The organism is Streptomyces sp. NPDC034049 (genome assembly GCF_055575575.1).
On the sequence record NZ_JBVISJ010000005.1, the window covers coordinates 131935 to 156293 of the forward strand.

Here is a 24359-nt window from a genome sequence, read left to right on the forward strand (position 1 = left end):
CGTCGTGGCCGGGGGCCCGGGACCGCCGAAGCGGCACCCGGGCCCCCGGCCACGCTGCATCCGCTGGGCACCGGGGCTTTTCAGCAGCGCGGGGAACTGCGCGAGAAGCCCCACCGGACCCGCTCCCGACAACGCACCGACCAGACCCCTCGCGCCCCTGTCTCCCCCACTCACCCCTACTCGGTCAGCGCCGACAGACTCTCCCGGATGCAGTCCATGTGCGCCCGCACGTCGTCCCACCGCTCCCCGTGCTCCCGCAGCACCCGCTCGGTCTCCCGGGCCACCCACTCCTCCCGCCGCTGCGCCTCCGCCAACGCCTCGGCGGCCCGCTCCTCCGCCTCCTCCTGCATCCGGGCCGCATCGGCCTCCGCGTCGGCGAAGGCGCGCTCGGCAGCCAGCAGTTCCGCCTCCGCGCGAGCGACCCGTTCGGCCAGCCCCTCGTCGAACGCGGCCTCCCGTTCGGCGACCTCCCGCTCGATCCCGGCCACCCGCTCGTCGTACTCCTTCTGGAGTTCCGCGAGCATGCCCTCCGTCCGCTCCCGCGTCTCCCGCAGTGCGGCCAGCGCCTCGCCCCGCCCCTCCTTCACCCCGCGCCGGGCCTCGATCCGCAGCTCGTCCGCCTCGGCCTGGGCCGCCAGCACCACCTGCCGGGCCCGCTCCTCGGCCTCGCCGCGCAGCTTGTCGGCGTACGCCTGCGCGGCCCCCCGCAGCCGCTGCCCGGCCTCCTCCGCGTCCGCGACGATCCGCCGGGCGTCCTCGCGCCCGCCCTCGCGGACGGCCTCGGCCTCCTCCACGCCGAGCTCGAACAGCTCCCGGGCGCGCCCGCCGAGCGCCTCGTACGTCTGCGGGGTGAGCCCGGCGACCGTCTCGCGCAGCAGGGCCAGGTCCGCGCCCATCTCCCGGGCCAGCACGGTCAGCCGGGCGGCGCGCTCCCAGGCGGCGTCCCGGTCCCTGGAGAGGGCCGCCGCGTGGGCGTCGACCTCCTCGGGACGGTAGCCACGCCGTACGACGTCGAACTCGAAGTCATGGGGTGCCGTCGGTGCGCTGCTCATGCTGGGCCCTCTCCGCCGGACGCACACGAAATGATGATTTCGCGCCACATCTTGATGGATCGGACCAAAGGGTTCATAACGCGACACTCCGTGCGAGGTCACGGGAGCGAGCGGCCGGACACCCGCAGGGCGCACCCGCACCCGTTTCGGGCCTCGACCCAGACACACGCGAGGGCCCGGCCCGGATCACTCGCGTGTCCGGGCCGGGCCCTCGCGTCCTGCGTAGACGGGCGGCCGACGTGGAGGTCAGCCGCGACGGGTCACAGCAACCCGTCCCACATCTGCTCCAGCAGCACCGACCACCAGCTCTCCGGCGAGGCGAGCGCCGCCGGGTCGAGCCCGGCGAGCTGCGCCTGGAAGTCGACGGTCCAGCGGCCCGCCTGCTCCTGGTTGAGGCCGAAGCGCAGTCGCCACATCCTGCCGAGCAGCGCCAGGCAGCGCGCGAACTCGGGCAGCCCCGTGTTCACGAACTGCGGCGGTACGGGCGCACCGCCCGGCCCCGCCTCCACCGGCACGGCCACGATGTTCGCCGTGCCGTACTGCACACAGAGCGCCTTGCCGAAGTCGCTGCCCATCACCAGGTACGAGCCCGCGTCGGCCGCCGGCTGCACCCCGCGCTCCTGCGCCAGCTCCGCCAGCGTCGGCACCGGACGGCCCGGCTGGGCCTGCGCCCAGAAGAAGGGACCCATGTCCACCGGCAGTCCGGCGACGACCAGGGTGTGCGCCACGATCGGCGGAACGCCCTGCCGCGACACGGCCTGCTGGTCGAACCGGAACACCCCCGGCCCGAACGCCGCCGCCAGCTCCTGCCCGATCAACTCCGGCGGGACCGGCGGCGCCGGCTGCGCCGGCTGCAACGGCGCACGCACCGGCGCGGGCCGCGCCGGACCGTCCGCCACCTGGTGCAACTCGCCCTGGTGGGCGAGGAGCTGGGCCATGCCCTGCTGCCGGCTCGCGTGGTCCTTGCCGTAGGGGGCGATGGAGGTGATGCGCGCGTTCGGCCACTGCTCACGGATCATCCGCGCGCAGTACGCACCCGGCAGCTCGCACGACTCCAACTCGGTGTGCAGCTCCAGCACGGCCTCCGGCGGGATGTTCATCCCGCGCAGCTCGTGGAAGATCTGCCACTCCGGGTGCGGCGTCCCCGGCGCCGAACGCCGGATCACCTGCTGCTCGGACCCGTCCGGCGCCCGGAAGCGCAGCACGGCCTGGTAGCCGGGGCCCACGGTCGGCTGCCCGGCGGGCGGCTGCGGATAGCCGTACGCCGGCGGAGCCCCCATCGGCGGCCCCGGCTGACCGGGCATCGGCTGACCGGGCATCCCGTGCGGAGCCCCCGGCGGCATCCCGGGCGGCCCGGGCGGCTGCGGGGCCCCGGGCGCACCGGGACCACCGAGCGGCGGCCCGGCCAGCATCGTCTCCGCGTGGTGCACGGGACCGGGGGCACCGGGCGGCGCACCCGGAGCACCGGGCGCACCGGGGCCGCCCACGGCCGGGCCGGCCAGCATCGTCGCCGCATGGTGCACCCCACCGGCGGGCGTACCCCCCGGCGGATTCGGCCCACCAGGAGCACCGGGAGCACCCGGGGCGCCGGGGGCCTGCGGTCCGCCCGGCTGGCCCGGAGCCCCAGGAGGCCCCGGAGGCAGCGGCGCACCCGGGCCGCCCACGGCCGGGCCGGCCAGCATCGTCGCCGCATGGTGCACCCCACCGGCGGGCGTACCCCCCGGCGGATTCGGCCCACCAGGAGCACCGGGCGCACCCGGGCCCCCCGGACCGTCCGGCCCGAGGGAGGAGACCAGTTGGGTCGGCACATACCCGCCCGCCGGGGTGCCCGGAGCGCCGGGACCGGACGGCGGCGGAGGCGTGGCGCCCGGCCGGGCGCCCGGCGTCCCCGGGGCCCCGGGCGGAGCCGGAGGCGGCGGCGTACCGGCCCCACCGCCCCGGCGCGGCGGCGGCGCGGCCTTGCTCGTGGCGGCGTCCGCGATGTCGCCGGCGTGGGGCGCCGGCGGAGCCCCCGGAGGCGGCGTACCCAGGCCCTGCGGACCACCCGGGCCCTGCGGGTAGCCGTACGACTGCGGCGCGCCGGGCGGCGGCGTGCCGGGGCCCTGCGGTCCACCGGGGCCCTGCGGATACCCGTACGACTGCGCGCCCGGCGGCGGGGTCCCCGGGCCGGACGGAGGCTGCTGCTGCGGCTGCGCGGGGCCGCCCGGTGCGCCCGAGTCGGGGCCGGGGGCGCCCAGGGCGGGCGCCACCGCCGTACGCGGGAGCTGGCTGCCGCCGGAGATCAGCGCCGTCTTGGCCTCCGGCAGCGCGCTGGGCGAGGGGGCGTCGTCGGTGTCGCTCGCCTCGGACAGCTGGGGCGCGAACACCGTGTCCGGCAGCGGCACCGAACGGTCGTCCTCGGCCTCGGCGTTGGTGTCCGTCCCGGCCCACGGGGTCGCCCCGGCGGGCACCACGTCGTGCGGTTCGGCGTCCCGCGGCGGCGGCACCGCGTCCCGCACCTCGTCGTCCGCGGCGGCGGCCGGCCACGGCGTGGCGTCGGCCGGGGCGTCGGGCACCCCACGGCCGGCCGACGGCGACTGCCCGACCGGCCCCGCCATCGTCTCGGGCAGCGAACCGCCGCCCCCGGACGCCCCGTTGACACCCGGAGAACCGGAACCACCCGTACCGCCACCGGAACCGGCATCGGCGGCAGTGGCAGCAGCAGCGGGACGGGACCCGGCACCGTCGGACGCACCGGCACCGGCACCGGAGCCGGACCCGGCCCCCGCACCCGTGCGGTGGTCCGGAATGCCCATCCGGTCCGCCGCGTCCTGCAACCACTCCGGCGGAGTCAGCAGGAACGACGTCTGGTTCAGGTCCACCCGGGCCGGAGGCGCCGGCGCGGCGGCCGGAGCCGCCTCCGTACGGCCGTACTCCTCCTCGAACCGGCGGATCACCTCACCCACCGGCAGCGACGGCCACAACGTGGCCTCCCCGCTGTCCCGGGCGATCACCAGCCGCTGCGCGCCACCGTCGGAACGCGGACCGTCCGCCCGGTCCTCCGCCCACACCACGAACCCGAGCTCGAACTCCCGCACCCGCACCTCACGGTGCTGATAGCCCGGCAGATCGCCGTTGATCCACTCCTCGGCGCGCTCCTGCGCCTGAGCGAACGTCACCATCGAAAACTCACTCCCCCACCGAGGACGCCGAGGACGCCGAAGACGCCGCGACCGGCACGGCACGCGCGAAGCCACCGTCCACCATCAGGTTGGCCACCGTCTCCAGTTCCGGCGGATTGCCCGCCAGCCGGGACAGGAACGCGTCGAAGTCCTCACCGGCGGGGAGCAACAACCGCTCCACCCGCTCGGCCGGCGGCCACGACGGATCGACGTCACGGGCGTCGTCGTACGCGCAGAACCACACCGACCCGATCCGGTCGCCCTTCACCTTCACCGCGAGGATCCCGCCCTGCGCGAACGCCACCGCGAGATAGTCCTTGGTGAGGTGGTCCCGCAGACACTTGTTGACGTACACCAGGTCGTTCACCGCGGCCTCGTCGCGCACCGTGAAGAACGGCTGGTCGACCAGCAGCCCCAGCTCCGCGTCCAGCGCCGCCCCCACGGGGGCGCACCCGCCCGCCGCCTTCAAAAACGACCGGTACGCGCCCGGCAACCGGTACCCGAGGTCCTCCTCGACCCCCTGCACCTGCGTCTCCGTCACCGCCACCGCCGACGACTTCGGCAGCCCGAAGTGCGCAGGCCGGGTCTCCTGCAACGGCCGCGTGCCCCGCTTGTGCTGGTCCACGCGCGCCGTCGCGATCCCACCGTGGTGCCGCAGCAGCGCCTTCACCTCGACCGGCACCAGCTCCAGCCGCCGACCGCCCGGCGCGTGGTGCCACGTCCAGCCGTGCGGCGTCGCCACCGGCGGGATCGTGTCCCACAGCTCGTGACCGGACGCCGCCAGCGCCGCGTTCGCGGACACGTAGTCCGTCAACCGCAGCTCGTCCACCCCGAACCCCTCCGGGGGATCGGCGATCTCCGCCGCGGCACGCGCATAGGGCGAGAAGTCCGGATAGCCGTGCGCGTCAACACGGACACCCCTCGGGTGACGCGCCGCCCGGACCGGGTCCGGAAACTGCACGACCTGCCCGGCGTAGGCCGCGTTCGGCGGCGCGGCTTGCTGCCCGAGCCGACCTGTCGTCATGGCGGTAGCCCCCTGCGGCGTTCTGTGAGACCTGTTTCTGGCTGCGTTGTTGCTGTGTCGACTGCTCTCCGACAGCAGAAAAGGCCCTGGTACGGCCTGTTCTGTCCGCCCTCGATCGCAAGACCGAACGGATCGCGGTTGTCGACAGCCTATGCGGTACGGCGACACCGGTCATCGGGCCTCCGCTTCCGTGACCAGCCGTCACACCACCCTCACGCAACGCCGAAGCCCGGGCGTGTCGTACCGCCCCAGCTTCCGCACCGGCCACGCCGTTTGGCACTCTGTGTCCCCTGGCGGGGGATGCAACAGGAGGGGATCACGACCATGAGCGCGACGCAGGCGGGTCCTTCGGGCGACCCTCGCATCGGCTGGAGCACCGCGGAGCAGCCGCACGCCCCCGCCCTCCTCCACCGCCGCGACGGCATCCTGCCGACCGTGGCCGCCGCCCTCTCCGTACGCGGCGAGACCCTCACCGGCACCGCCGCCCGCGGCGACCAGGCACCGCCCCTGCACCCGCTGGTCCAGGAGTTCCTCGACTCCCTCGCCACCGACCGGCGCGACCGGTTCACCGGACGCTGCGCCGAGGCCATCCTCATCTCCCGCCACATCACCGGCGCCGACGCGGCCCGCAGCAAGCGCGCCGCCCGCAGACCCATGTCCAACGGCGAGGCCCGCAAGGCCCTCAAGCAGGCCAAGCTCACCACCCGCCACATCCGCGAGGACGGCGACCCCCTGCACGGCGCGTTCGCCACGCCCTGCCGCTCCTGCACGGCCCTCAGCACCCACTTCGGCGTACGCATCGTGGACCCGACCCAGGAGAACTAGGAACCCCGGCGCCCGGAGAACACGTCAGTCAGGTCGGGCCCCGCGGAGGACGACCCGCGGAACACGACCCAGGCTCGGCCGGGCGCCACCGACGCACACCTACGAACCACCGACGAACAAAGGGCAGATGCACACAGACCGCACCTCCACCACGCGCTTCTCCGTTCCCGTCGACGCCGCCCTGCGCGCCGCCGGGTGGCAGCCGGGCCGCTGGGACATAAAGCAGGCCGAGATCTGGGCCGACGCCCTGCGCGAGCACACCTCCCCCGCCGGACACCGCCACGCGGTCTTCCCGGCCGCCGTCGAGGCCTGGGCCGAGTTCGGCGGCCTGCGCCTCACCGCCCAGGGCCCCGGCCGCCGGCTCGCCCCCGCCGACCTGCACCTCGACCCGCTGCACGGCCTCCACATGGCCCGCACCCTCGGCGACCTCGGCCGCGCCCTCGACACCGAGGTCTGCCCCCTCGGCCACGAGATCGCCACCCGGGCCCTCATCGCCATCGACACCGAGGGCCGTACGTACGCCCTCGACCACACCGGGGACTGGTACCTGGGCCCCACCATCGACAGCGCCCTCACGACGCTGCTCACGGGTTCGGCGCCGGTGCGCCTGACGGCGGGCTGAGCGGGTCACTCCATGGGTTCGGCCGGTGAGGCCCGGCCGGGGTGGGGGTTCGACCGGTGAGGCTCGGCCGGGGTGGGGGTTCGGCCGTGGGGGCTTCGGCCGTCGGCCGCCATCCGCGTCGCGTCCTGGGCCGTTCCACCGTAGGGCCGCACGGAGGGGACGGTCGTCCGTCGTGTGGGGCTGCTCGCGCACTTCCCCGCGCCCCTGAAGGGGCTGCGCCCCTTACGGCGCGGCCGGAAGCACCGCCGACACCCGGAAACCCCCGGCGTCCGTGGGCCCGGACACGAAGACACCCCCCAGCTCCGCCACCCGCTCCTTCATCCCGAGCAGACCGTTGCCTCCGCTCGGCAACCGCGCGGCCGCCGCCGCACCCGGCTCCGGCGGGGGGCCGTTCTCCACCTGCATCGCGATCTCCGCCTCCCGATGCGCGAGCCGCACCCGCGTCTTCGCCCCCGCCGCATGCTTGTGGACGTTGGTCAACGCCTCCTGCACCACCCGGTACGCCGTCTGCTCCACCTCGGCCGCATACACCCGCACCTCCCCCTCCACCGACAGCTCGACGATCATCCCCGCGGCCGCCGACTGCCCCACCAACACCTCCAGCTCGGCCAGACAAGGCCCCTCCGCCGCCTCGTCCTCGGCCCGCGAAGCCGCCGCCGCGGCCGCCGCCCCCACCGCCGCCAACGGCACCGGCGCGGGCGCGGGCGCGGACACCGACCCCGGCCGCGCCGACGCCATCGACGAGAACCCCTCCCCCGACCGCAACACCCCGAGCATCTCCCGCAACTCGGTCAACGCCTGGCGCCCCATGTCCCCCACCAACGCCGCGTTCCGCACGGCCTTCTCCGGATCCTTCCGGGCCACGGCCTGAAGAGCGGCCGCGTGCACGACCATCAACGACACCCGGTGCGCGACCACGTCATGCATCTCCCGCGCGATCCGGGTCCGCTCCTCCCCCCGAGCCCACTCGGCCCGCTCCTCCGCCCGCTCCGCGAGCAGTTGCAGCTCCCGCTCCAGCGAATCCGCCCGCTCCCGCAGACTCTCCATCAGCCGCCGCCGCGCCCCGACGTACAGCCCCAGCAGCACCGGCGGCGCGGTCAGCCCGATCGCCATCGTGGACGCGAGGAACACGGCGAACACGTCCCCGCCGCCGACCGCCCCGTCCCCCTGGAGATTGCTCCGGGTCGCCTCCACGAACCACACGATGAACACACCGGCGAACGCCATCCCCGACAGCGCCCCGATGATCCGTCTCGGCGCCTCCGAGGCCGCGAGCGTATAGAGGCCGACGAGCCCCATCAGATACCCCATCTGGGCGGGCGCGACGGCGATGAAGACCAGCACGACGGCGACGGGCCACATCCGCCGCACCAGCAGCACGGACCCGGCGAGCACCCCGAAGACGACCCCCACGGCCTCCGGCAGCGCTGCGTTCCGGGCGAACTCGACGCCCTCGATCGAACACTCGACGGCCGACACCAGCGCCAGCCCGCCGTCGAGGGCGGCGCTCCGCCACCGCTCCCACCACCACGGTCCGGCCCCGTCCCCCGTCCCGGCCGCGGTGTGGTCTTCCCCCGTCGTGGTCATACACCCAAGCCTACGTTCGAGCGCCCCCGCTTTTCCGGCGAGTTTCCCGTACCGCCCGACACCACACGGCACATTCGAACAGAAGCGAAACCGCCCGGTATCCCTCGAACAGCTGAATCGCCCACCGTTCGACCCCGGAACGGCCCATTCCGCCCGGACGGTATGCCCATGGCACATCCACACAGCAAGTACGCCGACTTCGAGGGGCTGCGAGAGCGGGCGGTCGCGCTGCGCCGCGAGGGCTACAGCCTCCGGCAGATCCGCGACGAGCTTCAGGTCCACAACAAGGAGATCCTTCAGCGCCTGGTCGAGGGCGAGCCACCCCCGGAGTGGACGAAGCGCCCCAGGGCCAAAGATGACCTCCGCGAGAGAGCACGAGACCTACGACAACAGGGCTGGACGTACAACCAGATCCAGGCCGAGCCGGGCTGCTCGAAGAGCTCAGTCTCGCTCTGGGTGCGGGATCTCCCGGCTCCGACGCCACAGTGCACGCCCGATGAGCAGCGCGCACGCATGAACGCGGGACTCGCACGACTGCGAGCCGCACAGAACCTTGAACGCGAGGAAGCCAAGCGGGCTGCAGCAGCCGCGGTCGGTGCCCTTTCCGACCGCGAGTTGTTCCTTGCGGGAGTCGGCTTGTACTGGGCCGAGGGCACGAAGGACAAGCCGCACACCCGCCGCGAATCCGTGGAGTTCGTGAACAGCGACCCCAATATGATCGCCATGTTCCTCGCCTGGCTGGACCTCGTCGGCGTCGAGCGCGATCGCCTCCACGTCCGCGTCATGATCCACGAGACCGCCGACGTGGAAGCCGCCGAGCGCTACTGGGCCCACCTCGTCGGCATCGACAGATCCCTTCTCGGCAAGACGGTGCTCAAGAAGCACAACCCGACGACGCATCGCAAGAACGTGGGCGAGGCCTATCGAGGCTGCTTGGGGATCAAGGTTCGCCGGAGCGCAGAGTTGTACCGTCGCATCGAAGGGTCTTGGTACGGCATAGTGTGTAGTGCCACTCGGCGAGCCGACTAAATGTCCGGTTTAGGCGAGTTTGATCCCCTGTGGTGTAATTGGCAGCACTGTGGCTTTTGGTGCCATATGTCCGGGTTCGAGTCCTGGCGGGGGAGCCAAGCTCAGTTCGGGTCCTGACCCCAGCAACACGGGTCAGGACCCGCTCACATTTCCCCCTCACAACGCCCCGGTATCCTGCGGATGTCAACCCCCACCGCACCCACAGCCGAAGGGCATCCCCGTGAGCGCAACCCGCCCGGCAGCCGTCGTCGTCCTAGCAGCGGGTGAGGGCACCCGTATGAAGTCGGCCACACCCAAGGTTCTGCACAGCATCTGTGGCCGCTCCCTGGTGGGCCACGTCCTCGCCGCCGCGCGCGAGTTGGAGCCCGAGAACCTGGTCGTCGTCGTGGGGCACGCCCGCGAGAAGGTCACCGCGCACCTCGCCGAGGTCGACCCCGGCGTGCGTACGGCGGTCCAGGCGGAGCAGAACGGCACGGGCCACGCCGTACGGATGGGCCTGGAGGAGCTGGGCGGCGTCGTCGACGGGACCGTGGTCGTCGTCTGCGGCGACACCCCGCTGCTCACCGGCGCCACCCTCCAGGCGCTCGCGGCCACCCACTCGGCCGACGGCAACGCCGTGACCGTGCTGACCGCCGAGGTCCCGGACGCCACCGGCTACGGCCGCATCGTGCGGGACGGCGCCTCCGGTGCGGTGACGGCCATCGTGGAGCACAAGGACGCCACCGAGTCGCAGCGCGCGATCCGTGAGATCAACTCCGGGGTGTTCGCGTTCGACGGCCAGCTGCTCGCGGACGCCCTCGGGAAGGTGCGGACCGACAACAGCCAGGGCGAGGAGTACCTGACGGACGTGCTCGGGATCCTGCGGGAGGCGGGGCACCGGGTCGGCGCCTCCGTCGCGGGCGACCACCGGGAGATCGCCGGGATCAACAATCGTGTGCAGCTCTCCGAGGCCCGCCGCATCCTGAACGACCGGCTGCTCACCGAGGCCATGCTCGCCGGGGTGACCGTGGTCGACCCCGCCACCACCTGGGTCGACGTCACCGTGACGTTCGAGCAGGACGCCGTCGTCCACCCGGGCACCCAGCTCCTCGGGGCCACGCATCTCGCCGAGGGCGCGGAGGTCGGTCCGAACAGCCGGCTGAAGGACACCACGGTCGGGGCCGGCGCGCGCGTCGACAACACCGTGGCGGACGGCGCCGAGGTGGGGCCGCAGGCGACCGTGGGGCCGTACGCGTACCTGCGTCCCGGCACGCGGCTCGGGCTGAAGTCGAAGATCGGCACGTACGTCGAGACCAAGAACGCGACCATCGGCGAGGGGACGAAGGTCCCGCACCTGTCGTACGTCGGTGATGCGACGATCGGCGAGTACTCGAACATCGGTGCGGCGAGCGTGTTCGTGAACTACGACGGTGAGAACAAGCACCACACGACCGTCGGCTCGCACTGCAAGACGGGCTCGGACAACATGTTTGTGGCGCCTGTCACGGTCGGGGACGGCGCGTACACCGCCGCCGGGTCCGTGATCACGAAGGATGTGCCGCCCGGTTCGCTGGCCGTCGCCCGTGGCCAGCAAAGGAATATCGAGGGTTGGGTGGCCCGTAAGCGGCCGGGGAGCGCGTCGGCGAAGGCTGCCGAGGCGGCGTCCCGGGAGGGCGAGAGCGAAAGCTGACTGGAAACAGGTGCGCCAAGGACGTCGTACCGTGATAAGTGCACACCCGCACCCCAGCTGAGCGGCTTTTCCGTGCCCGGCTGAGAAACCTCTGAGGAGACAGTGCTGTGACCGGGATCAAGACGACCGGCGAGAAGAAGATGATGTTCTTCTCCGGCCGCGCCCACCCCGAGCTTGCCGAGGAGATCGCCCAGCAGCTGGGTGTCGGGGTCGTCCCGACGAAGGCCTTCGACTTCGCCAACGGCGAGATCTATGTCCGCTACCAGGAGTCGGCGCGAGGTGCGGACTGCTTCCTGATCCAGAGCCACACGGCTCCGATCAACAAGTGGGTCATGGAGCAGTTGATCATGATCGACGCGCTGAAGCGTGCCTCCGCCCGCTCGATCACCGTCATCGTGCCGTTCTACGGTTACGCGCGGCAGGACAAGAAGCACCGTGGTCGTGAACCGATCTCGGCGCGTCTGATCGCGGATCTGATGAAGACGGCGGGTGCGGACCGGATCCTGGCCGTGGATCTGCACACGGACCAGATCCAGGGTTTCTTCGACGGGCCCGTCGACCATCTGTTCGCGCTGCCGCTGCTGGCGGACTACGTGGGCGCGAAGGTGGACCGGAACAAGCTCACGGTGGTCTCGCCGGACGCGGGTCGCGTGCGGGTGGCGGACCGTTGGTGCGACCGTCTGGGTGCGCCGCTGGCCATCGTGCACAAGCGGCGTGACAAGGACGTGGCGAACCAGGTGACCGTCCACGAGGTCGTGGGTGAGGTCGAGGGCCGGGTGTGTGTCCTGGTGGACGACATGATCGACACCGGTGGCACCATCTGTGCGGCGGCGGACGCGCTGTTCGCGCACGGTGCGGAGGACGTCATCGTGACGGCGACGCACGGTGTGCTCTCGGGTCCGGCCGCTGATCGGCTGAAGAACTCGAAGGTGAGTGAGTTCGTGTTCACCAACTCGCTGCCGACGCCGAGCGAGCTGGAGCTGGACAAGATCACGGTGCTGTCGATCGCGCCGACGATCGCGAGCGCGGTGCGTGAGGTGTTCGAGGACGGTTCGGTGACGAGCCTCTTCGACGAGCAGTGACGGCGTTGCTCTAGCTTCGTCTAGATCGATTTCTTGTACGGCCTTCCCGCTGCGTAAGCTGTCACAGTTGCTCGGCGAGGGAGGCCGTACCTGCGGGTACGGCGGTCCGTTATCGACGCGCTCTTCGTAGCAGGCCGATGGTTTGGCCGGGTGACCACGTTTCCCCAGTTCTCTACGAGGAGTGATCATGTCCGAGGTGAAGCTCGCCGCGTCGACGCGTACCGAGTTCGGCAAGGGTGCCGCCCGTCGTATCCGCCGTGACTCCAAGGTTCCCGGTGTTCTGTACGGTCACGGTTCCGACCCGATCCACCTGACGCTTCCGGGCCACGAGCTGCTGCTCGCGCTGCGTACGCCGAACGTCCTGATCTCCCTGGACATCGACGGCAAGTCCAACGAGCTGGCGATCCCGAAGTCCGTGCAGCGCGACCCGATCAAGGGCTTCCTGGAGCACGTCGACCTTCAGCTCGTCAAGCGCGGCGAGCAGGTCAACGTCGAGATCTACGTCCACACCGAGGGTGACCTGGCCCCGGGTGCCTTCCTGCTGGAGCACGTCCTGAACGCGCTTCCGGTCGAGGCCGAGGCCACCCACATCCCCGAGTCCGTCACCGTCTCCATCGAGGGTCTGGCGGCCGGCGACTCCATCCTCGCCAAGGACATCCCGCTGCCGAAGGGCACCAAGCTGGCTGTCGAGGAGGACACCGTCGTCCTGCAGGTCCTGGCCGCGCAGGCGGAGGAGCCGTCGGAGGAGTCCGCCGAGGGTGACGAGGCCGCGGAGGCCTGAGCCCCGGCTCTGTCATCGGTTCGTCAGCCGCTGCTTCCCTCCGGGGGGCGGCGGCTGGCGCGTATCCGGGCATCCGCCCGCGTATCAAGGAGACATGCACGTGACGACCGATCCGAGCGCCCCCTGGCTGATCGCCGGGCTCGGCAATCCCGGGCCCGAGTACGCGGCGAACCGGCACAACGTGGGGTTCATGGTGGCCGATCTGCTGGCCGAGCGGATCGGGGGGAGGTTCAAGCGGGCCGGGAAGGCGCAGGCGCAGGTCGTCGAGGGGCGGATCGGGCCGCCGGGGCCGGGGAACCGTCGGGTGATCCTGGCCAAGCCGATGTCGTACATGAATCTGTCGGGCGGGCCGGTGACCGCGCTGCGGGACTTCTACAAGGTGCCGGTGGCGAACATCGTGGCGATCCATGACGAGTTGGACATCGACTACGGCACGTTGCGGCTGAAGCTCGGTGGTGGTGACAACGGTCACAACGGGTTGAAGTCGATGACGAAGGCGATGGGGTCGGAGTACCACCGGGTGCGGTTCGGGATCGGTCGTCCGCCGGGCCGGATGCAGGTCGCGGACTTCGTGTTGAAGGACTTTTCCTCCACGGAGCGCAAGGAGTTGGACTACTTCGTGGACCGGGCGGCGGACGCGGTGGAGTGTCTGGTGATCGAGGGGTTGGAGCGGGCACAGGGGACGTACAACTCCTGAGCTTTTTCCCGTGAATGTTCCGTTTGGTCCGCTGTCGTGCGCCGGCCAGGGGGAGTTGACCGACCGCAGTGTCATGGCCAATGATCCCCGCCATGCCTGACAGCAAAGCCCCCGCTCACCGTTCGCGGCGCCGTGCGCGCCCGAGCGGCGTCGGCGCGTCGGCCGCGCTGCGGTACGGGCGGCTGGCGGCCATGGGTGCGATCGCGGTGGTGATCCTGATCGCCGGGGTGTGGGGGTCCTGGGGCTGCGCCCAGCACGTGATGCTGAGCAAGGGGCGCGAGCAGGGCACGATGACGGTGTCCCGGTGCCAGGGCGAGACCTGCTGGGGTCCCTACGAGCCGGTGTCGACGGGGTCGCGGGCCCGGGACCGGGTCGACATCGAGCGGTCGGTGGCCGTGGAGACCGGTGAGACGTACACCGTGGTGGTGAAGCCGGGCAGCGGCGATGTCGTACGGACGGGTCCGGCGGGCCTGCTGCACGCGTGGGTGCCGTTGGGCGGCGCGCTGCTGCTCGCCGCGGTGGTCGTGGCCGGGGGGTTGCGGATGGTGCGGTCGGCGTGGGTGCTGGGCGGGTTGGGGTTCGCGCTGATCACGGCGGCGTGGGTCGCGCTGTGAGCCGGTTTTCGGCTGACGGCCGGTGGGGCTTCTCGCGCAGTTCCCCGCGCCCCTGAAAAGCAGGGGCTGCGCCCCGTGCTTTTCAGGCCCGCAGCCCCGCCGCTTTCCAGGCCCGCAGGGCCGTGGTTTTTCAGGCCCGCAGGGCCTGGTCTTTCAGGTGCGCGGGGAACTGCGCGAGAAGCCCCACCGGGCCGTCAGCCGCCATCGAAGCCCACGAAGTCAGCCCGTATTGCGCAGACCCGCCGCCACCCCGTTGACCGTGAGCAGCAACGCCCGCGCCAGCAGCGGATCCGCCGCCTCCCCCGCAGCGGCAGCGTCCCGCTGGCGCTTCAGCAGCGCGACCTGGAGGTAGGAGATCGGGTCGAGATAGGCGTCGCGGATGGAGAAGGTCTGCTGCAGGACGGGGTTGGCGTCCAGCAGCTTGTCCTCGCCGGTGATGCGGAGCACCTCGCGGACGGTCAGCTCGTGTTCCGCCCTGATCCTGTCGAAGACGTGCTTGAGCTCGTCGGGGACGAGCGTGTCGACGTAGTGCTGGGCGATCCGCAGGTCCGTCTTGGCCAGCGTCATCTCGACGTTGGAGAGGAAGTTGCGGAAGAAGTGCCACTGCTCGTGCATCTCGTCGAGCACGGTGTCCAGGCCCGCTTCGCGCAGCGCCTTCAGGCCGGAGCCCACGCCGAACCAGCCGGGCACGATCTGCCGTGACTGGGTCCAGCCGAAGACCCAGGGGATGGCGCGCAGGCCGTCGAGCGAGACGCCCGAGCCGGGGCGGCGGGAGGGCCGCGAGCCGAGGTGCAGGTCGGCGAGCTGGTCGACCGGCGTGGAGGCGAGGAAGTACGTCGGCAGGTCGGGGTCCTCGACGAGCTTGCGGTAGGCGGCGTGGGCGGCGTCGGAGACGACGTCCATCGCGGCGTCCCAGCGGGCGAGGGCGTCCTCGGACTGGCGGGGGGCGGTGTGCAGGGCGGAGGCCTGGAGCGTGGCGGCGACCGTCAGTTCCAGGTTCTCCCTGGCCAGGGAGGGGACGAGGTACTTGTCGGAGATGACCTCGCCCTGCTCGGTCACCTTGATCTCGCCCTCCAGGGTGCCCCAGGGCTGCGCGAGGATCGCGTCGTGCGAGGGGCCGCCGCCGCGGCCGACGGTGCCGCCGCGGCCGTGGAAGAGGCGCAGACGCACGCCGTAGCGGTGGGCGACGTCGCGCAGACGGCGCTGGGCGCGGTGGATCTCCCACTGCGAGGTGGTGATGCCGCCGAACTTGGAGGAGTCCGAGTAGCCGAGCATGACCTCCTGGACGTCGCCGCGCAGGGCGACGAGTCGCCGGTAGGAGGGGTCGGCGAGCATCTCCTCGAGGATGGTGTCGGCGGCCTTGAGTTCGTCGGTCGTCTCCAGCAGCGGGACGATGCCGATCTTGGCCCAGCCGGCGTGGAGGTCGATGAGGCCGGCCTCGCGGGCGAGGACGGTGGCGGCGAAGACGTCGTCGGCGCCCTGGCACATCGAGATGATGTACGACTCGATGACCTCGGGGCCGAAGACGGCGAGCGCCTTCTTGACGGTTTCGAACACGCCGAGGGTCTTGGCGCCGGCGGCGTCCAGCGGCGCGGGCGTCGGGGCGAGGGGACGCCGGGAGCGCAGTTCGCGGGCGAGCAGCTTGTGGCGGTACTCGCGGGGCATGTCCTCGTACCGCCAGGACTCCTCGCCGAGGCGGTCGAAGAGCTGGCCGAGGGCGTGGTGGTGGGCGTCGGCGTGTTCGCGGACGTCCATGGTGGCGAGCTGGAGGCCGAAGGCGGAGAGGGTGCGGATGGTGCGGTTCATCCGGCCGTCGGCGAAGAGGCCGCCGCGGTGCTCGCGCAGGGAGGTCTGGATGAGGGTGAGGTCGTGGAGCAGTTCGGCGGTGCCGAGGTAGTCGCGGCCGTCCTCGTGGGGGGTGCCCTTGGCGAGGCGCTGCTTGGTGTTCTCCAGCTTCTGCCGGATGCAGGTGGCCTTGAGCCGGTAGGGCTCCTCGGCGTTGAGGCGCTTGTAGCGGGGGCTGATCTCGGGCAGCGCCTCCAGGTCGGCCTGGAGCGAGGTGAGCAGTTCCTCCGTGGCACCCGTGTAGCGGATGGAGTTGGAGAGGAAGCCGCGCAGTTCGTCGATGAGTTCGAGGGCGTCGTTGATGCCGTGCTCGTGCTGGAGGATCAGGACGTCCCAGGTCACCTGGGGGGTGACGTTGGGGTTGCCGTCGCGGTCGCCGCCGATCCAGGTGCCGAAGGTGAGGGGGCGGGTGGCGTCGGGGATCGTCACGCCGACGCGCTCCAGCTCGGCGGTGAGGTCCTCCAGGACGTCGCCGACGGCGTTCGCGTGCAGCTCGTCGAGGTAGTAGATGGCGTTGCGGGCCTCGTCGGCGGGCTCGGGGCGGACGACGCGGAGTTCGTCCGTCTGCCACACCAGGTCGATGTTCTCGGCCAGCCGGATGTCGTAGCGGCGGCGGTCGGACTCGATGACCGGGGTCTCCAGCAGCGCGGCGATGCGCCGGAGCTTGTTGAGGACCGAGCGGCGCGCGGCCTCGGTGGGGTGGGCGGTGAAGACGGGGCGGACGTTGAGGTTCGCGACCGTCTCGCGCAGGTGTTCGGGGTCGGCGTCCTTCAGGCGATCGGCCGTACGGGCGAGGAGGCCGCCCTCGGCGGCACGGCGTGCCCTCAGCTCGCGGCCGCGGTGCACCTGTTCGGTGACGTTGGCCAGGTGGAAGTAGGTGGAGAAGGCGCGGACCAGCTTGGCCGCGGTCTCCAGTTCGGTGCCGCGCAGCAGGTCGGCGGCGGCTTCACCGTCCTCGCGGGTCAGGTGGCGGACACGCTCGACCAGCTCCAGGAGTTCGGGGCCCTCCTGGCGTACGAGGGTCTCGCCCAGTAGGTCACCCAGGCGCCGGATGTCGGCGCGCAGCTCGCTGCTGACCGTGGTGGTCTGGTCGTCGGCACTGCTCACAGGTGCGGCTCCTTGCAGTGTTGAAGCTCGGCTGAGGGGAACCCGGGTGGGGGCCCGGCGGTCTGGGCCGCGGTGTGTGGCCCGGCGGCCGGGCAGGATTCAGAGCGGACCGCGCTGTCCGAACGAGTCCAGGATAGGCGTCCACCTGGGCGCCCCCCGCGACAGGTGCCACTTTCGCGGCACTGAGTGCCACCTGTCCACCGTGCCCGCCCGCTACACCTGGACGCGCTGAACAGGGGGACCCTTGCCGCCCGGCACCGCGCTGCCATACTTACGATGCCGTAGGTTACGGAACCGTAGGGAGTGCCGACAGGTGACCCCCGCACGCTGTCGCCGTAGGCACCTCCCCCTCTCCTCACCCTCGACCCCCCAGGGGACGCCCCATGAGCTCAAGGTCCGATGTGATCGAAGACGCACCGAATGCGACCGGCCATCCCGACTCCGCAGCGACCGACTCCTCCGCCCCGTCGGCCACGCTGGGCGGCGAGCAGAAGCGTTCGATCGAGCAGATCACCCTGCTCCTCTTCATCACCGTCCCGTTCCTCGCGGTCCTCGCGGCGGTGCCGCTGGCCTGGGGCTGGGGCGTGAGCTGGCTGGATCTCGGCCTGCTGGTGTTCTTCTACTACCTGGGCTGCCACGGCATCACGATCGGTTTCCACCGGCACTTCACGCACGGTTCGTTCAAGGCCAAGCGGCCGCTGAAGCTCGCCCTGGCGATCGCCGGTTCGATGGCGGTCGAGGGTCCGCTGGTGCGCTGGGTGGCCGACCACCGCAAACACCACAAGTTCTCCGACGCCGAGGGCGACCCCCACTCGCCGTGGCGCTACGGCGAGACGGTCCCCGCGCTGATGAAGGGCCTGTGGTGGGCCCACATCGGCTGGATGTTCGACGAGGAGCAGACCTCGCAGGAGAAGTACGCGCCGGACCTGATCAAGGACCCGGCGCTCCGGGCGATCTCCCGCCAGTTCATCTTCTGGACGATGCTCTCCCTCGCCCTGCCGCCGCTGATCGGCGGTCTGGTGACGATGTCCTGGTGGGGCGCGTTCACCGCGTTCTTCTGGGGCTCCCTCGTCCGGGTGGCCCTGCTGCACCACGTGACCTGGTCGATCAACTCGATCTGCCACGCCGTCGGCAAGCGCCCCTTCAAGTCCCGCGACCGCTCGGGCAACGTGTGGTGGCTGGCGGTCCTCTCCTGCGGCGAGTCGTGGCACAACCTCCACCACGCCGACCCCACCTCGGCCCGGCACGGAGTGGAGCGCGGCCAGTTGGACTCCTCCGCTCGGCTGATCCGGTGGTTCGAGGTGTTCGGCTGGGCGTACGACGTCCGCTGGCCGTCACGCTCGCGTATCGATTCCAGGCGCAAGACGGGTGAGGACGGCTCCGGACACCGGAAGGCGCCCGCCGAGGCGGCATGATTGACGCCGTGGCGACCGACTCCAGCAGCACCCCGAGCAATGACAAGCCGCGGCGTGTTCGCCGCACCCGGATGACGGGCGCCGAGCGCCGGGCGCAGCTGCTGGAGGTCGGGCGGGCCCTCTTCGCCGCGAAGGGCTTCGAGGCCACGTCGGTGGAGGAGATCGCGGCGAAGGCCGGGGTGTCGAAGCCGGTGGTGTACGAGCACTTCGGCGGCAAGGAGGGGCTGTACGCGGTGGTGGTGGACCGTGAGATGAGCCGGCTGCTGGACATGGTGACCAGTTCGCTGACGGCCGGGCACCCGCGTGAACTCCTCGAACAGGCCGCGTTCGCGCTGCTGGACTTCATCGAGGACCACACGGACGGTTTCCGCATCCTGGTCCGTGACTCCCCGATCCCGCAGTCCACGGGTTCCTTCGCGTCCCTCATCTCCGACATCGCCACGCAGGTGGAGGACATCCTCGGCCGTGAGTTCAAGAGCCGCGGCTTCGACCCGAAGCTCGCGCCGCTGTACGCGCAGGCGCTGGTGGGGATGGTCGCCCTGACCGGTCAGTGGTGGCTGGATGTGCGCCGGCCGAAGAAGGCGGAGGTGGCGGCGCATCTGGTGAACCTGGCGTGGCACGGTCTGGACGGGCTCAACCAGAAGCCGCGCCTCATCGGCCACCGGAAGTTCTGAGCCGGGGGGTGCGTGGCGGGGTGCCGGTTTCGTCGCCGGGTGCGGCCCGGCGGGGCTTCTCGCGCAGTTCCCCGCGCCCCTGAAAAGCAGGGGCTGCGCCCCGTGCTTTTCGTCTTTTAGGGGCGCGGGGAACTGCGCGAGCAACCACGAAGCACCCGCACCCGCCGACGAAACAGGCACCCCCACCCCCTAGGCGTCCTCCCCCTACGCGCCCTCGCCCACATCCTTCGCACTGAGCGCCAGTTCGTTGTTCACGGTGAAGTACGGCCGCACCCGCGTCCACCCCCGCTCCCCGTGCTCGAACTCCTGCCCAGGCACCAGATCGGTCTTCCGCCGCTCCACCACGTCACCCCCGATCCGGCCCACCGGCACCTCGCCCAGCCGCAGATCCCACAGATCGTGCTCGACACTCCGCCGAGCCATGAGCTCGCCGTACGGCACGGTGAACCGGAACCCCCGCTCCCCCACAGCCGACGCGGCCACGGTGAAGTCGTACGCGCTGTCGGCCCGGGACACCACCCGCACCACGGCCCCGGTGGCGACGGACTCGGCGCCCCCGAGGAGCGTGCCGGTCACGGTCACCGCCCCCTCCCCCACCTCGACGGCGTCGATCTCCGCGTGCGCGGGCCGCAGCCACGTCCGCAGGGCGAGGAACCCGTCGACGGTCGGGTACGGGATCCACGCCCCGACCCCCCGTTCGTCCACCCGCGGCGCCTGTCCGACCAGCGCGGCCTGCTCCACCAGCCGTGCGCGCAACCGCATCCGCTTGTTCGAGCCGCGCGGCGCGACGTAGCAGTCCCAGCGCCCCTCGGCGAGGGTGTGCTCGCCGGGGTTCACGGTCGCCCGCAGCACGCCGCCCGGCGCGCCGGCGCTCGGCAGCGCCGGCACCCTGACCTGCCGCTTGCCGGGATCGCGGCGCAGCCGGGCGACGAAGTCGAGGTCCCCGGAGGGCAGCTCGGCCGGGTCGAGGAGGACGGTGAGGCCGCCGTCGCCGGTGGCACGGGCGTGCGCGGCCGCCGTGGGAGCGCTCCCGTCGGCCTCGGCGGCGGGGGTGACGGCGGCCTTCGTGGGGCGGGGCCGGACGGCACGGGCGGCGAGCCGCTTCAGCCGGGCGGCGCCGTCCCAGCCCCGGCGCCGGGATGCGGTCAGCTCCTCGAAGAGGCTCTCGTAGCGCCGCGCGATGACGGCGGGGGCGTAGGTCTCGGCCTTGATGAGGGCCTGCTTGCCGAGCCGGGCGCGCAGGGCCTCGTCGCCGACGACACGGTTCAGCGCGTCGGCGTAGGCGTCGACGTCCCCGTCGAGCGGGACGAGGATGCCGTCCTCGCCATGGGTGATGATCTCGCCGGGGCCGTGGGGGCAGTCCGTGGCGACGACCGGGACGCCGCAGTGCATGGCCTCGACGATGGTCATGCCGAAGGACTCCATGTCGGAGGAGACGGCGGCGACGGCGCCCTTGGCCCATTCCGTCTCGATCGGGGAGACCGCCCCCATGAGGAACACCCGGTCGTGCAGCCCGAGCCGGTCGATCAGCTGGCGCAGGTTCTCCTTCTGCGGGCCGCGTCCGTAGATCCGCAGGGTCCAGCCGGGGTGGTCGGCGGCGACCTTGGCGAAGGCGTTCACCAGTCGGTCGTACCGCTTGATGGGGATGAGCCGGCCGGCGGCGACGATGACCCGGGAGTCGAGGGTGGAGCGTTCGACGGCGGGGGCCTGGACCCCGTTGGGGACGCAGACGATGGTGGTGGTGACGTCGGGCAGGGCGGCGCGGTACTGGGCGGCGTCGGCCTCGGAGACGGTGACGTAGGCGTCGAGTCCGCCGATCGCGCGGTTCTGGTCGCCGCGCAGCGGTTCCCGGTACTGGTCGAGGCTGAGGTGCTCCTGGCCGATCCGCAGGTAGCGGCGTCGGCCGTCGCGGGCGAGGTAGCCGTTGAGGTCGGGGCGGGTGGCGATGACGACGTCGGCCTCGGTGTCGGTGAGGAAGCCGCCGATGCGTTCGTCCTGGAGCCCGGTGTAGGGCAGGTTCCCGGTGGCCCCGGTGTACGGGAACATCGTGCCGGGCCGCTGGGTCAGCGGGTGGTCGCCCTCGAATCCGGGGCTGTCCTCGCGCAGGTCGATCAGCGAGGTCAGACGCACGCGCGGGTCGAACGGGAGGGCCGGTTCGTCGCGGGAGCGGTGGACGCTGACGACCTCCACGTCGTGCCGGTCGGCGAACGCGGCGGACAGGTTGGCGGTCGATCGGATGGTGCCTCCGATACCGAAGGCATTGTTGATCAGGAACGCGATCTTCATATGTTTTTCCCCCTGGTGACCCGCCCGCGGGCGGGCGGCATCGCACCCGCACCCCCTGGCGGTCAGGCATGGGGTGCGCGCGGGCGCGGCTATATACGCGATATGCGGTCGACAATCAAGAAATGAATGATTCGGCGCAGCGGAAATCGGCCGACCGGGGAATCCGCGCGGAGATACGCGGGAAGAAATCCCGACCGGGACGACAAAAAGCCTATGTGGCGCGCGTCACAAACCCCGTCAAGCGCGCCGAGTGGCTCAGCAAGTACTCACTGGCCCAGATCCCCCCTGGTCACAGCACGAACTCCCGCTTCCCCGAACTGCCGGCGGGAGACATCAAAAGTGAACCGAGAATATATCCTTAACAAAGGAAAGACAAAGAACAATATCGGCCACACCTGCACCAGAAGCACCGCCGAGGGCCCCGGAAGCGCCGGGGAGCGGCGAGTGGGCGCGGAATGCAGAAATCCGTTTCGGCTACGGCATTTCGTCTGCGACGGGACGCAGCGGGATCGTTTCCAGTACGTCCGCGGCCATCCGTCCGGCCGGTCCCGCCGTCTGCTCGGCGAGGCGCCGGAACGTGTCCTGGGCCTGCCGCGCGGGCCAGTCGGCCGGCAGGTGCTGCACGGGCAGGCGCGGGTCGGTACGGATGATGCGCAGCCACTCGGCGACCAGGCGCAGCCGGGTGGCGATCGGGTCGGCCTCGGCGACCTCTGCGGTGGTCCACCGCTTGTCGAAGGTGACGTAGCGCGCGGCGAGGGTCTCCAGGTCCCAGCTCTCGCGGATCATCAGGCCGACGTCGGTGAAGGCGTCGGCCCGGGCGTGGAACACCTTCACATGCGCGTCCAGCCCCAACTCCGAGACGATCTCCCGGACGTCCACCCGCCCCGGGGCGATCCACAGCCCGCTGTAGAGGGCGCCGAAACCGGACCAGGTGAGCCGGGAGCGCAGGTCGTGCCGCTGGCGCTGCCAGGACTCGGGGAGGGAGAAGCCGAGGAGGGTCCAGGTGCCGTCCCAGTCCTCGTTCACGGCGCCGTCGCGCCAGATGCGCTGGCCGCCGTCACGCAGGATGTCCTCCGCGTGCGGGGTGAGGGCGAAGAACATCCGCCGGCCCTCGCGCTGGCGGCGCAGCAGCCCCCGGTTGACCATGCGGGTGAGCGTCGACCGCACGGCCTGCTCGCCCGTGCCGACCCGCCCGAGCACGTCGATGATGCTCCCCGAGTACACCCCGAGGCCGCGCTCGCCCCGGTCCAGCACGTGATTCCCGAAGAAGGAGAGCACCAGCGACTGCGGCCGCGGCTGCGGCACGCCGACCACCTCGACACCCAGGATCTCGTCCTCCACAGCGCAAGAGTACGGGCGCGGCCGCGGCCCGTCAGGGGCGCGGGGAACTGCGCGAGAACCCCCACCGACCCGCGGCCGGGACACAACCCCGCAGCCCCCACCCCCCACCCGACGGCCCCCCGACCGGAGGTCACCGCTAGGACGCCACTTCCTCCTTCGCGGCCCCCTCGGCCCCCTCGGGGACAACCGCCTCTCCCAGCGACTCCCGATGGGTCTCCCGTACGAACCACACGGTCACGGCGGTGATCACCGCGCCCGCGCAGATCAGCAGCGAGACCGGCGTACCGGACCCCCCGTTCGCGGCGACCAGGCTCCCGGCGATCATCGGGGAGAACCCGGCCCCGATCAGCGTGGCGAGCTGGTAGCCCAGCGAGGCCCCGGTGTAGCGGACCCGCGTGCCGAACATCTCGGTCAGCAGCGCCCCCAGCGGCCCGTACATCACCGACTGGGCGATGCCGTGTCCCAGCACGACCGCGAGGATCAGCAGCCCCGGCGAGCGGGAGTCCACCAGCGCCAGCACGGGGAAGGCCAGGACGGCGGAGGCGACGGCACCGGCCAGGACCACCGGGCGGCGCCCGACGCGGTCGGAGAGCGCCGACGCGCACGGCAGCACCACCAGCGCCACCGCCGCGGAGACCGTCAGCGCGGTCAGCACCTGCGGCCGGGGATACCCGATCCCGGTGGCGTACGCGATCAGATAGCTGGTCAGCAGCGACTGCGCGGTGAACGCGCCGATGCCCACGCACGCCGCCAGCACCAGCGCGCGCGGCCTGCGCACCACCTCCAGCAGCGGCAGCCGGGCCTGCGCGCGGTCCTTGCTGACGCGGGTGAACAGCGGGCTCTCCACGACCTTCAGCCGCACGAACAGGCCCACACCCAGCAGCACCACGCTCAGCAGGAACGGCACCCGCCACCCCCACGCGGCGAACTGCTCACGCGGCATCGCCACGACCATCGTGACGACCAGCGAGGAGAGCAGGGAGCCCAGCGGCGCTCCCATCTGCGTGAAGCTGGACCACAGGCCGCGCCGCCGCTCGCCCGCGTGTTCGACGACCATCAGCGTGGCGCCGCCCCACTCACCGCCGATGGCGATGCCCTGCACCACCCGCAGGGTGATCAGCAGTACGGGCGCCCACACGCCGATGGTGTCGTAGGTGGGCAGCAGGCCGATGAGGAAGCTGGCGCCGCCCATCAGTCCCATGGTCAGCAGCAGCATCGACTTGCGGCCCAGCCGGTCGCCGAAGTGCCCGAACACGATTCCGCCCAGCGGGCGGGCGAGGTACCCGGCGGCGAACGTGCCGAACGCGGCGATCGTGCCGACCGCCGGATCCGCGCCGGGGAAGAACAACTCGCCGAACACCAGTGCGGCGACCGTGCCGTAGACGAGGAAGTCGTAGAACTCGACGGCGGTACCGAGCAGCCCGGACAGCGCCACACGACGCAACTGCCTGGTCCGCCGGGCCTGGTCGGCCTGCTCGGCGGGGTCGGGGAGGGGGGACGACGGTGACATACGGCTCTCCCTGGAGCTTCGGGGGACGAGGGAGGAAC

18 protein-coding genes and 1 tRNA gene are annotated in these 24359 nt (G+C 71.8%); 11 read left to right on the forward strand and 8 right to left on the reverse strand.

Going from position 1 to position 24359, the window contains the following annotated elements:
* Positions 1 to 176: 176 nt before the first annotated feature.
* From ACZ52C_RS16800 to ACZ52C_RS16810, 3 genes are all read right to left on the reverse strand, one after another.
* Positions 177 to 1052, reverse strand: a complete 876-nt coding sequence (locus tag ACZ52C_RS16800; protein ID WP_469075427.1) for a cellulose-binding protein — start codon at positions 1050 to 1052, stop codon at positions 177 to 179.
* A gap of 260 nt (positions 1053 to 1312) precedes the next feature.
* Positions 1313 to 4213 (reverse strand): SUKH-4 family immunity protein, encoded by a 2901-nt coding sequence (locus ACZ52C_RS16805; RefSeq protein ID WP_469075428.1) that lies wholly within the window; start codon positions 4211 to 4213, stop codon positions 1313 to 1315.
* A 7-nt stretch (positions 4214 to 4220) separates the two neighbouring features.
* Entirely contained in the window at positions 4221 to 5237 is a 1017-nt protein-coding gene (locus tag ACZ52C_RS16810) for an SMI1/KNR4 family protein (RefSeq protein ID WP_469075429.1), read from the reverse strand.
* Between the two features lie 324 nt (positions 5238 to 5561).
* Here ACZ52C_RS16810 and ACZ52C_RS16815 point away from each other — a divergent pair, with 324 nt between their 5' ends.
* On the forward strand, positions 5562 to 6062 hold the full coding sequence (locus ACZ52C_RS16815) for a YwqJ-related putative deaminase (RefSeq protein WP_469075430.1): 501 nt from the start codon (positions 5562 to 5564) through the stop codon (positions 6060 to 6062).
* A 127-nt stretch (positions 6063 to 6189) separates the two neighbouring features.
* A complete protein-coding gene (locus ACZ52C_RS16820; RefSeq protein WP_469075431.1) occupies positions 6190 to 6684 on the forward strand; it encodes an SUKH-3 domain-containing protein in 495 nt (164 codons plus the stop codon).
* 222 nt (positions 6685 to 6906) lie between these two features.
* Here ACZ52C_RS16820 and ACZ52C_RS16825 read toward each other — a convergent pair whose 3' ends face one another.
* Positions 6907 to 8271, reverse strand: a complete 1365-nt coding sequence (locus tag ACZ52C_RS16825) for a sensor histidine kinase (protein ID WP_469075432.1) — start codon at positions 8269 to 8271, stop codon at positions 6907 to 6909.
* A 168-nt stretch (positions 8272 to 8439) separates the two neighbouring features.
* On the opposite strand from ACZ52C_RS16825, the gene ACZ52C_RS16830 reads away from it, so the two are divergent.
* The 7 genes from ACZ52C_RS16830 (at position 8440) to ACZ52C_RS16860 (ending at position 14143) form a co-directional block, all read left to right on the forward strand.
* Positions 8440 to 9300, forward strand: coding sequence for a hypothetical protein (locus tag ACZ52C_RS16830; protein ID WP_469075433.1), 861 nt, complete (start codon positions 8440 to 8442; stop codon positions 9298 to 9300).
* Positions 9301 to 9323: 23 nt separating this feature from the next.
* Positions 9324 to 9398, forward strand: a tRNA-Gln gene (locus tag ACZ52C_RS16835).
* A 122-nt stretch (positions 9399 to 9520) separates the two neighbouring features.
* The gene (glmU, locus tag ACZ52C_RS16840; RefSeq protein WP_469075434.1) at positions 9521 to 10969 is read left to right on the forward strand and encodes a bifunctional UDP-N-acetylglucosamine diphosphorylase/glucosamine-1-phosphate N-acetyltransferase GlmU; all 1449 of its coding nucleotides are present in this window, start codon (positions 9521 to 9523) and stop codon (positions 10967 to 10969) included.
* A gap of 107 nt (positions 10970 to 11076) precedes the next feature.
* Positions 11077 to 12051: a ribose-phosphate diphosphokinase gene (locus tag ACZ52C_RS16845; protein WP_045556270.1), complete on the forward strand. Its 975-nt coding sequence runs from the start codon at positions 11077 to 11079 to the stop codon at positions 12049 to 12051.
* A 187-nt stretch (positions 12052 to 12238) separates the two neighbouring features.
* Positions 12239 to 12832, forward strand: a complete 594-nt coding sequence (locus ACZ52C_RS16850; protein ID WP_469075435.1) for a 50S ribosomal protein L25/general stress protein Ctc — start codon at positions 12239 to 12241, stop codon at positions 12830 to 12832.
* A 94-nt stretch (positions 12833 to 12926) separates the two neighbouring features.
* Entirely contained in the window at positions 12927 to 13529 is a 603-nt protein-coding gene (gene pth / locus ACZ52C_RS16855; protein ID WP_469075436.1) for an aminoacyl-tRNA hydrolase, read from the forward strand.
* 80 nt (positions 13530 to 13609) lie between these two features.
* On the forward strand, positions 13610 to 14143 hold the full coding sequence (locus ACZ52C_RS16860; protein ID WP_469075437.1) for a hypothetical protein: 534 nt from the start codon (positions 13610 to 13612) through the stop codon (positions 14141 to 14143).
* 219 nt (positions 14144 to 14362) lie between these two features.
* Here the strand turns inward: ACZ52C_RS16860 and ppc are convergent, their stop codons facing one another.
* Positions 14363 to 17095, reverse strand: coding sequence for a phosphoenolpyruvate carboxylase (ppc, locus tag ACZ52C_RS16865; protein ID WP_469075438.1), 2733 nt, complete (start codon positions 17093 to 17095; stop codon positions 14363 to 14365).
* Between the two features lie 383 nt (positions 17096 to 17478).
* Between ppc and ACZ52C_RS16870 the strand changes: the two genes are divergently transcribed.
* The gene (locus tag ACZ52C_RS16870; RefSeq protein ID WP_469075439.1) at positions 17479 to 18510 is read left to right on the forward strand and encodes an acyl-CoA desaturase; all 1032 of its coding nucleotides are present in this window, start codon (positions 17479 to 17481) and stop codon (positions 18508 to 18510) included.
* Entirely contained in the window at positions 18507 to 19184 is a 678-nt protein-coding gene (locus ACZ52C_RS16875) for a TetR/AcrR family transcriptional regulator (protein ID WP_086799083.1), read from the forward strand. Before ACZ52C_RS16870 ends, ACZ52C_RS16875 begins: the two co-directional genes overlap by 4 nt.
* 204 nt (positions 19185 to 19388) lie before the next feature.
* Here ACZ52C_RS16875 and ACZ52C_RS16880 read toward each other — a convergent pair whose 3' ends face one another.
* The 3 genes from ACZ52C_RS16880 to ACZ52C_RS16890 all read right to left on the reverse strand — a co-directional run bounded on the left by ACZ52C_RS16880 (position 19389) and on the right by ACZ52C_RS16890 (position 24321).
* Entirely contained in the window at positions 19389 to 21470 is a 2082-nt protein-coding gene (locus ACZ52C_RS16880) for a glycosyltransferase family 4 protein (RefSeq protein ID WP_469075440.1), read from the reverse strand.
* Positions 21471 to 21944: 474 nt separating this feature from the next.
* The gene (locus ACZ52C_RS16885) at positions 21945 to 22811 is read right to left on the reverse strand and encodes a PaaX family transcriptional regulator (protein WP_469075441.1); all 867 of its coding nucleotides are present in this window, start codon (positions 22809 to 22811) and stop codon (positions 21945 to 21947) included.
* A gap of 136 nt (positions 22812 to 22947) precedes the next feature.
* On the reverse strand, positions 22948 to 24321 hold the full coding sequence (locus ACZ52C_RS16890; protein ID WP_469075442.1) for an MFS transporter: 1374 nt from the start codon (positions 24319 to 24321) through the stop codon (positions 22948 to 22950).
* Positions 24322 to 24359: the final 38 nt, after the last annotated feature.

Excerpts from the sequence above, each read along its gene's own strand:
- ACZ52C_RS16880 (WP_469075440.1), bottom strand. The coding sequence starts at position 21,470 with ATGAAGATCGCGTTCCTGATCAACAATGCCTTCGGTATCGGAGGCACC.
- ACZ52C_RS16890 (WP_469075442.1), bottom strand. The coding sequence starts at position 24,321 with ATGTCACCGTCGTCCCCCCTCCCCGACCCCGCCGAGCAGGCCGACCAG.
- ACZ52C_RS16800 (WP_469075427.1), bottom strand. The coding sequence starts at position 1,052 with ATGAGCAGCGCACCGACGGCACCCCATGACTTCGAGTTCGACGTCGTA.
- ACZ52C_RS16850 (WP_469075435.1), top strand. The coding sequence starts at position 12,239 with ATGTCCGAGGTGAAGCTCGCCGCGTCGACGCGTACCGAGTTCGGCAAG.
- ACZ52C_RS16820 (WP_469075431.1), top strand. The coding sequence starts at position 6,190 with ATGCACACAGACCGCACCTCCACCACGCGCTTCTCCGTTCCCGTCGAC.
- ACZ52C_RS16815 (WP_469075430.1), top strand. The coding sequence starts at position 5,562 with ATGAGCGCGACGCAGGCGGGTCCTTCGGGCGACCCTCGCATCGGCTGG.
- ACZ52C_RS16870 (WP_469075439.1), top strand. The coding sequence starts at position 17,479 with ATGAGCTCAAGGTCCGATGTGATCGAAGACGCACCGAATGCGACCGGC.
- pth (WP_469075436.1), top strand. The coding sequence starts at position 12,927 with ATGCACGTGACGACCGATCCGAGCGCCCCCTGGCTGATCGCCGGGCTC.
- ACZ52C_RS16830 (WP_469075433.1), top strand. The coding sequence starts at position 8,440 with ATGGCACATCCACACAGCAAGTACGCCGACTTCGAGGGGCTGCGAGAG.
- ACZ52C_RS16810 (WP_469075429.1), bottom strand. The coding sequence starts at position 5,237 with ATGACGACAGGTCGGCTCGGGCAGCAAGCCGCGCCGCCGAACGCGGCC.
- ACZ52C_RS16825 (WP_469075432.1), bottom strand. The coding sequence starts at position 8,271 with ATGACCACGACGGGGGAAGACCACACCGCGGCCGGGACGGGGGACGGG.
- ACZ52C_RS16875 (WP_086799083.1), top strand. The coding sequence starts at position 18,507 with ATGATTGACGCCGTGGCGACCGACTCCAGCAGCACCCCGAGCAATGAC.
- ACZ52C_RS16860 (WP_469075437.1), top strand. The coding sequence starts at position 13,610 with ATGATCCCCGCCATGCCTGACAGCAAAGCCCCCGCTCACCGTTCGCGG.
- ACZ52C_RS16805 (WP_469075428.1), bottom strand. The coding sequence starts at position 4,213 with ATGGTGACGTTCGCTCAGGCGCAGGAGCGCGCCGAGGAGTGGATCAAC.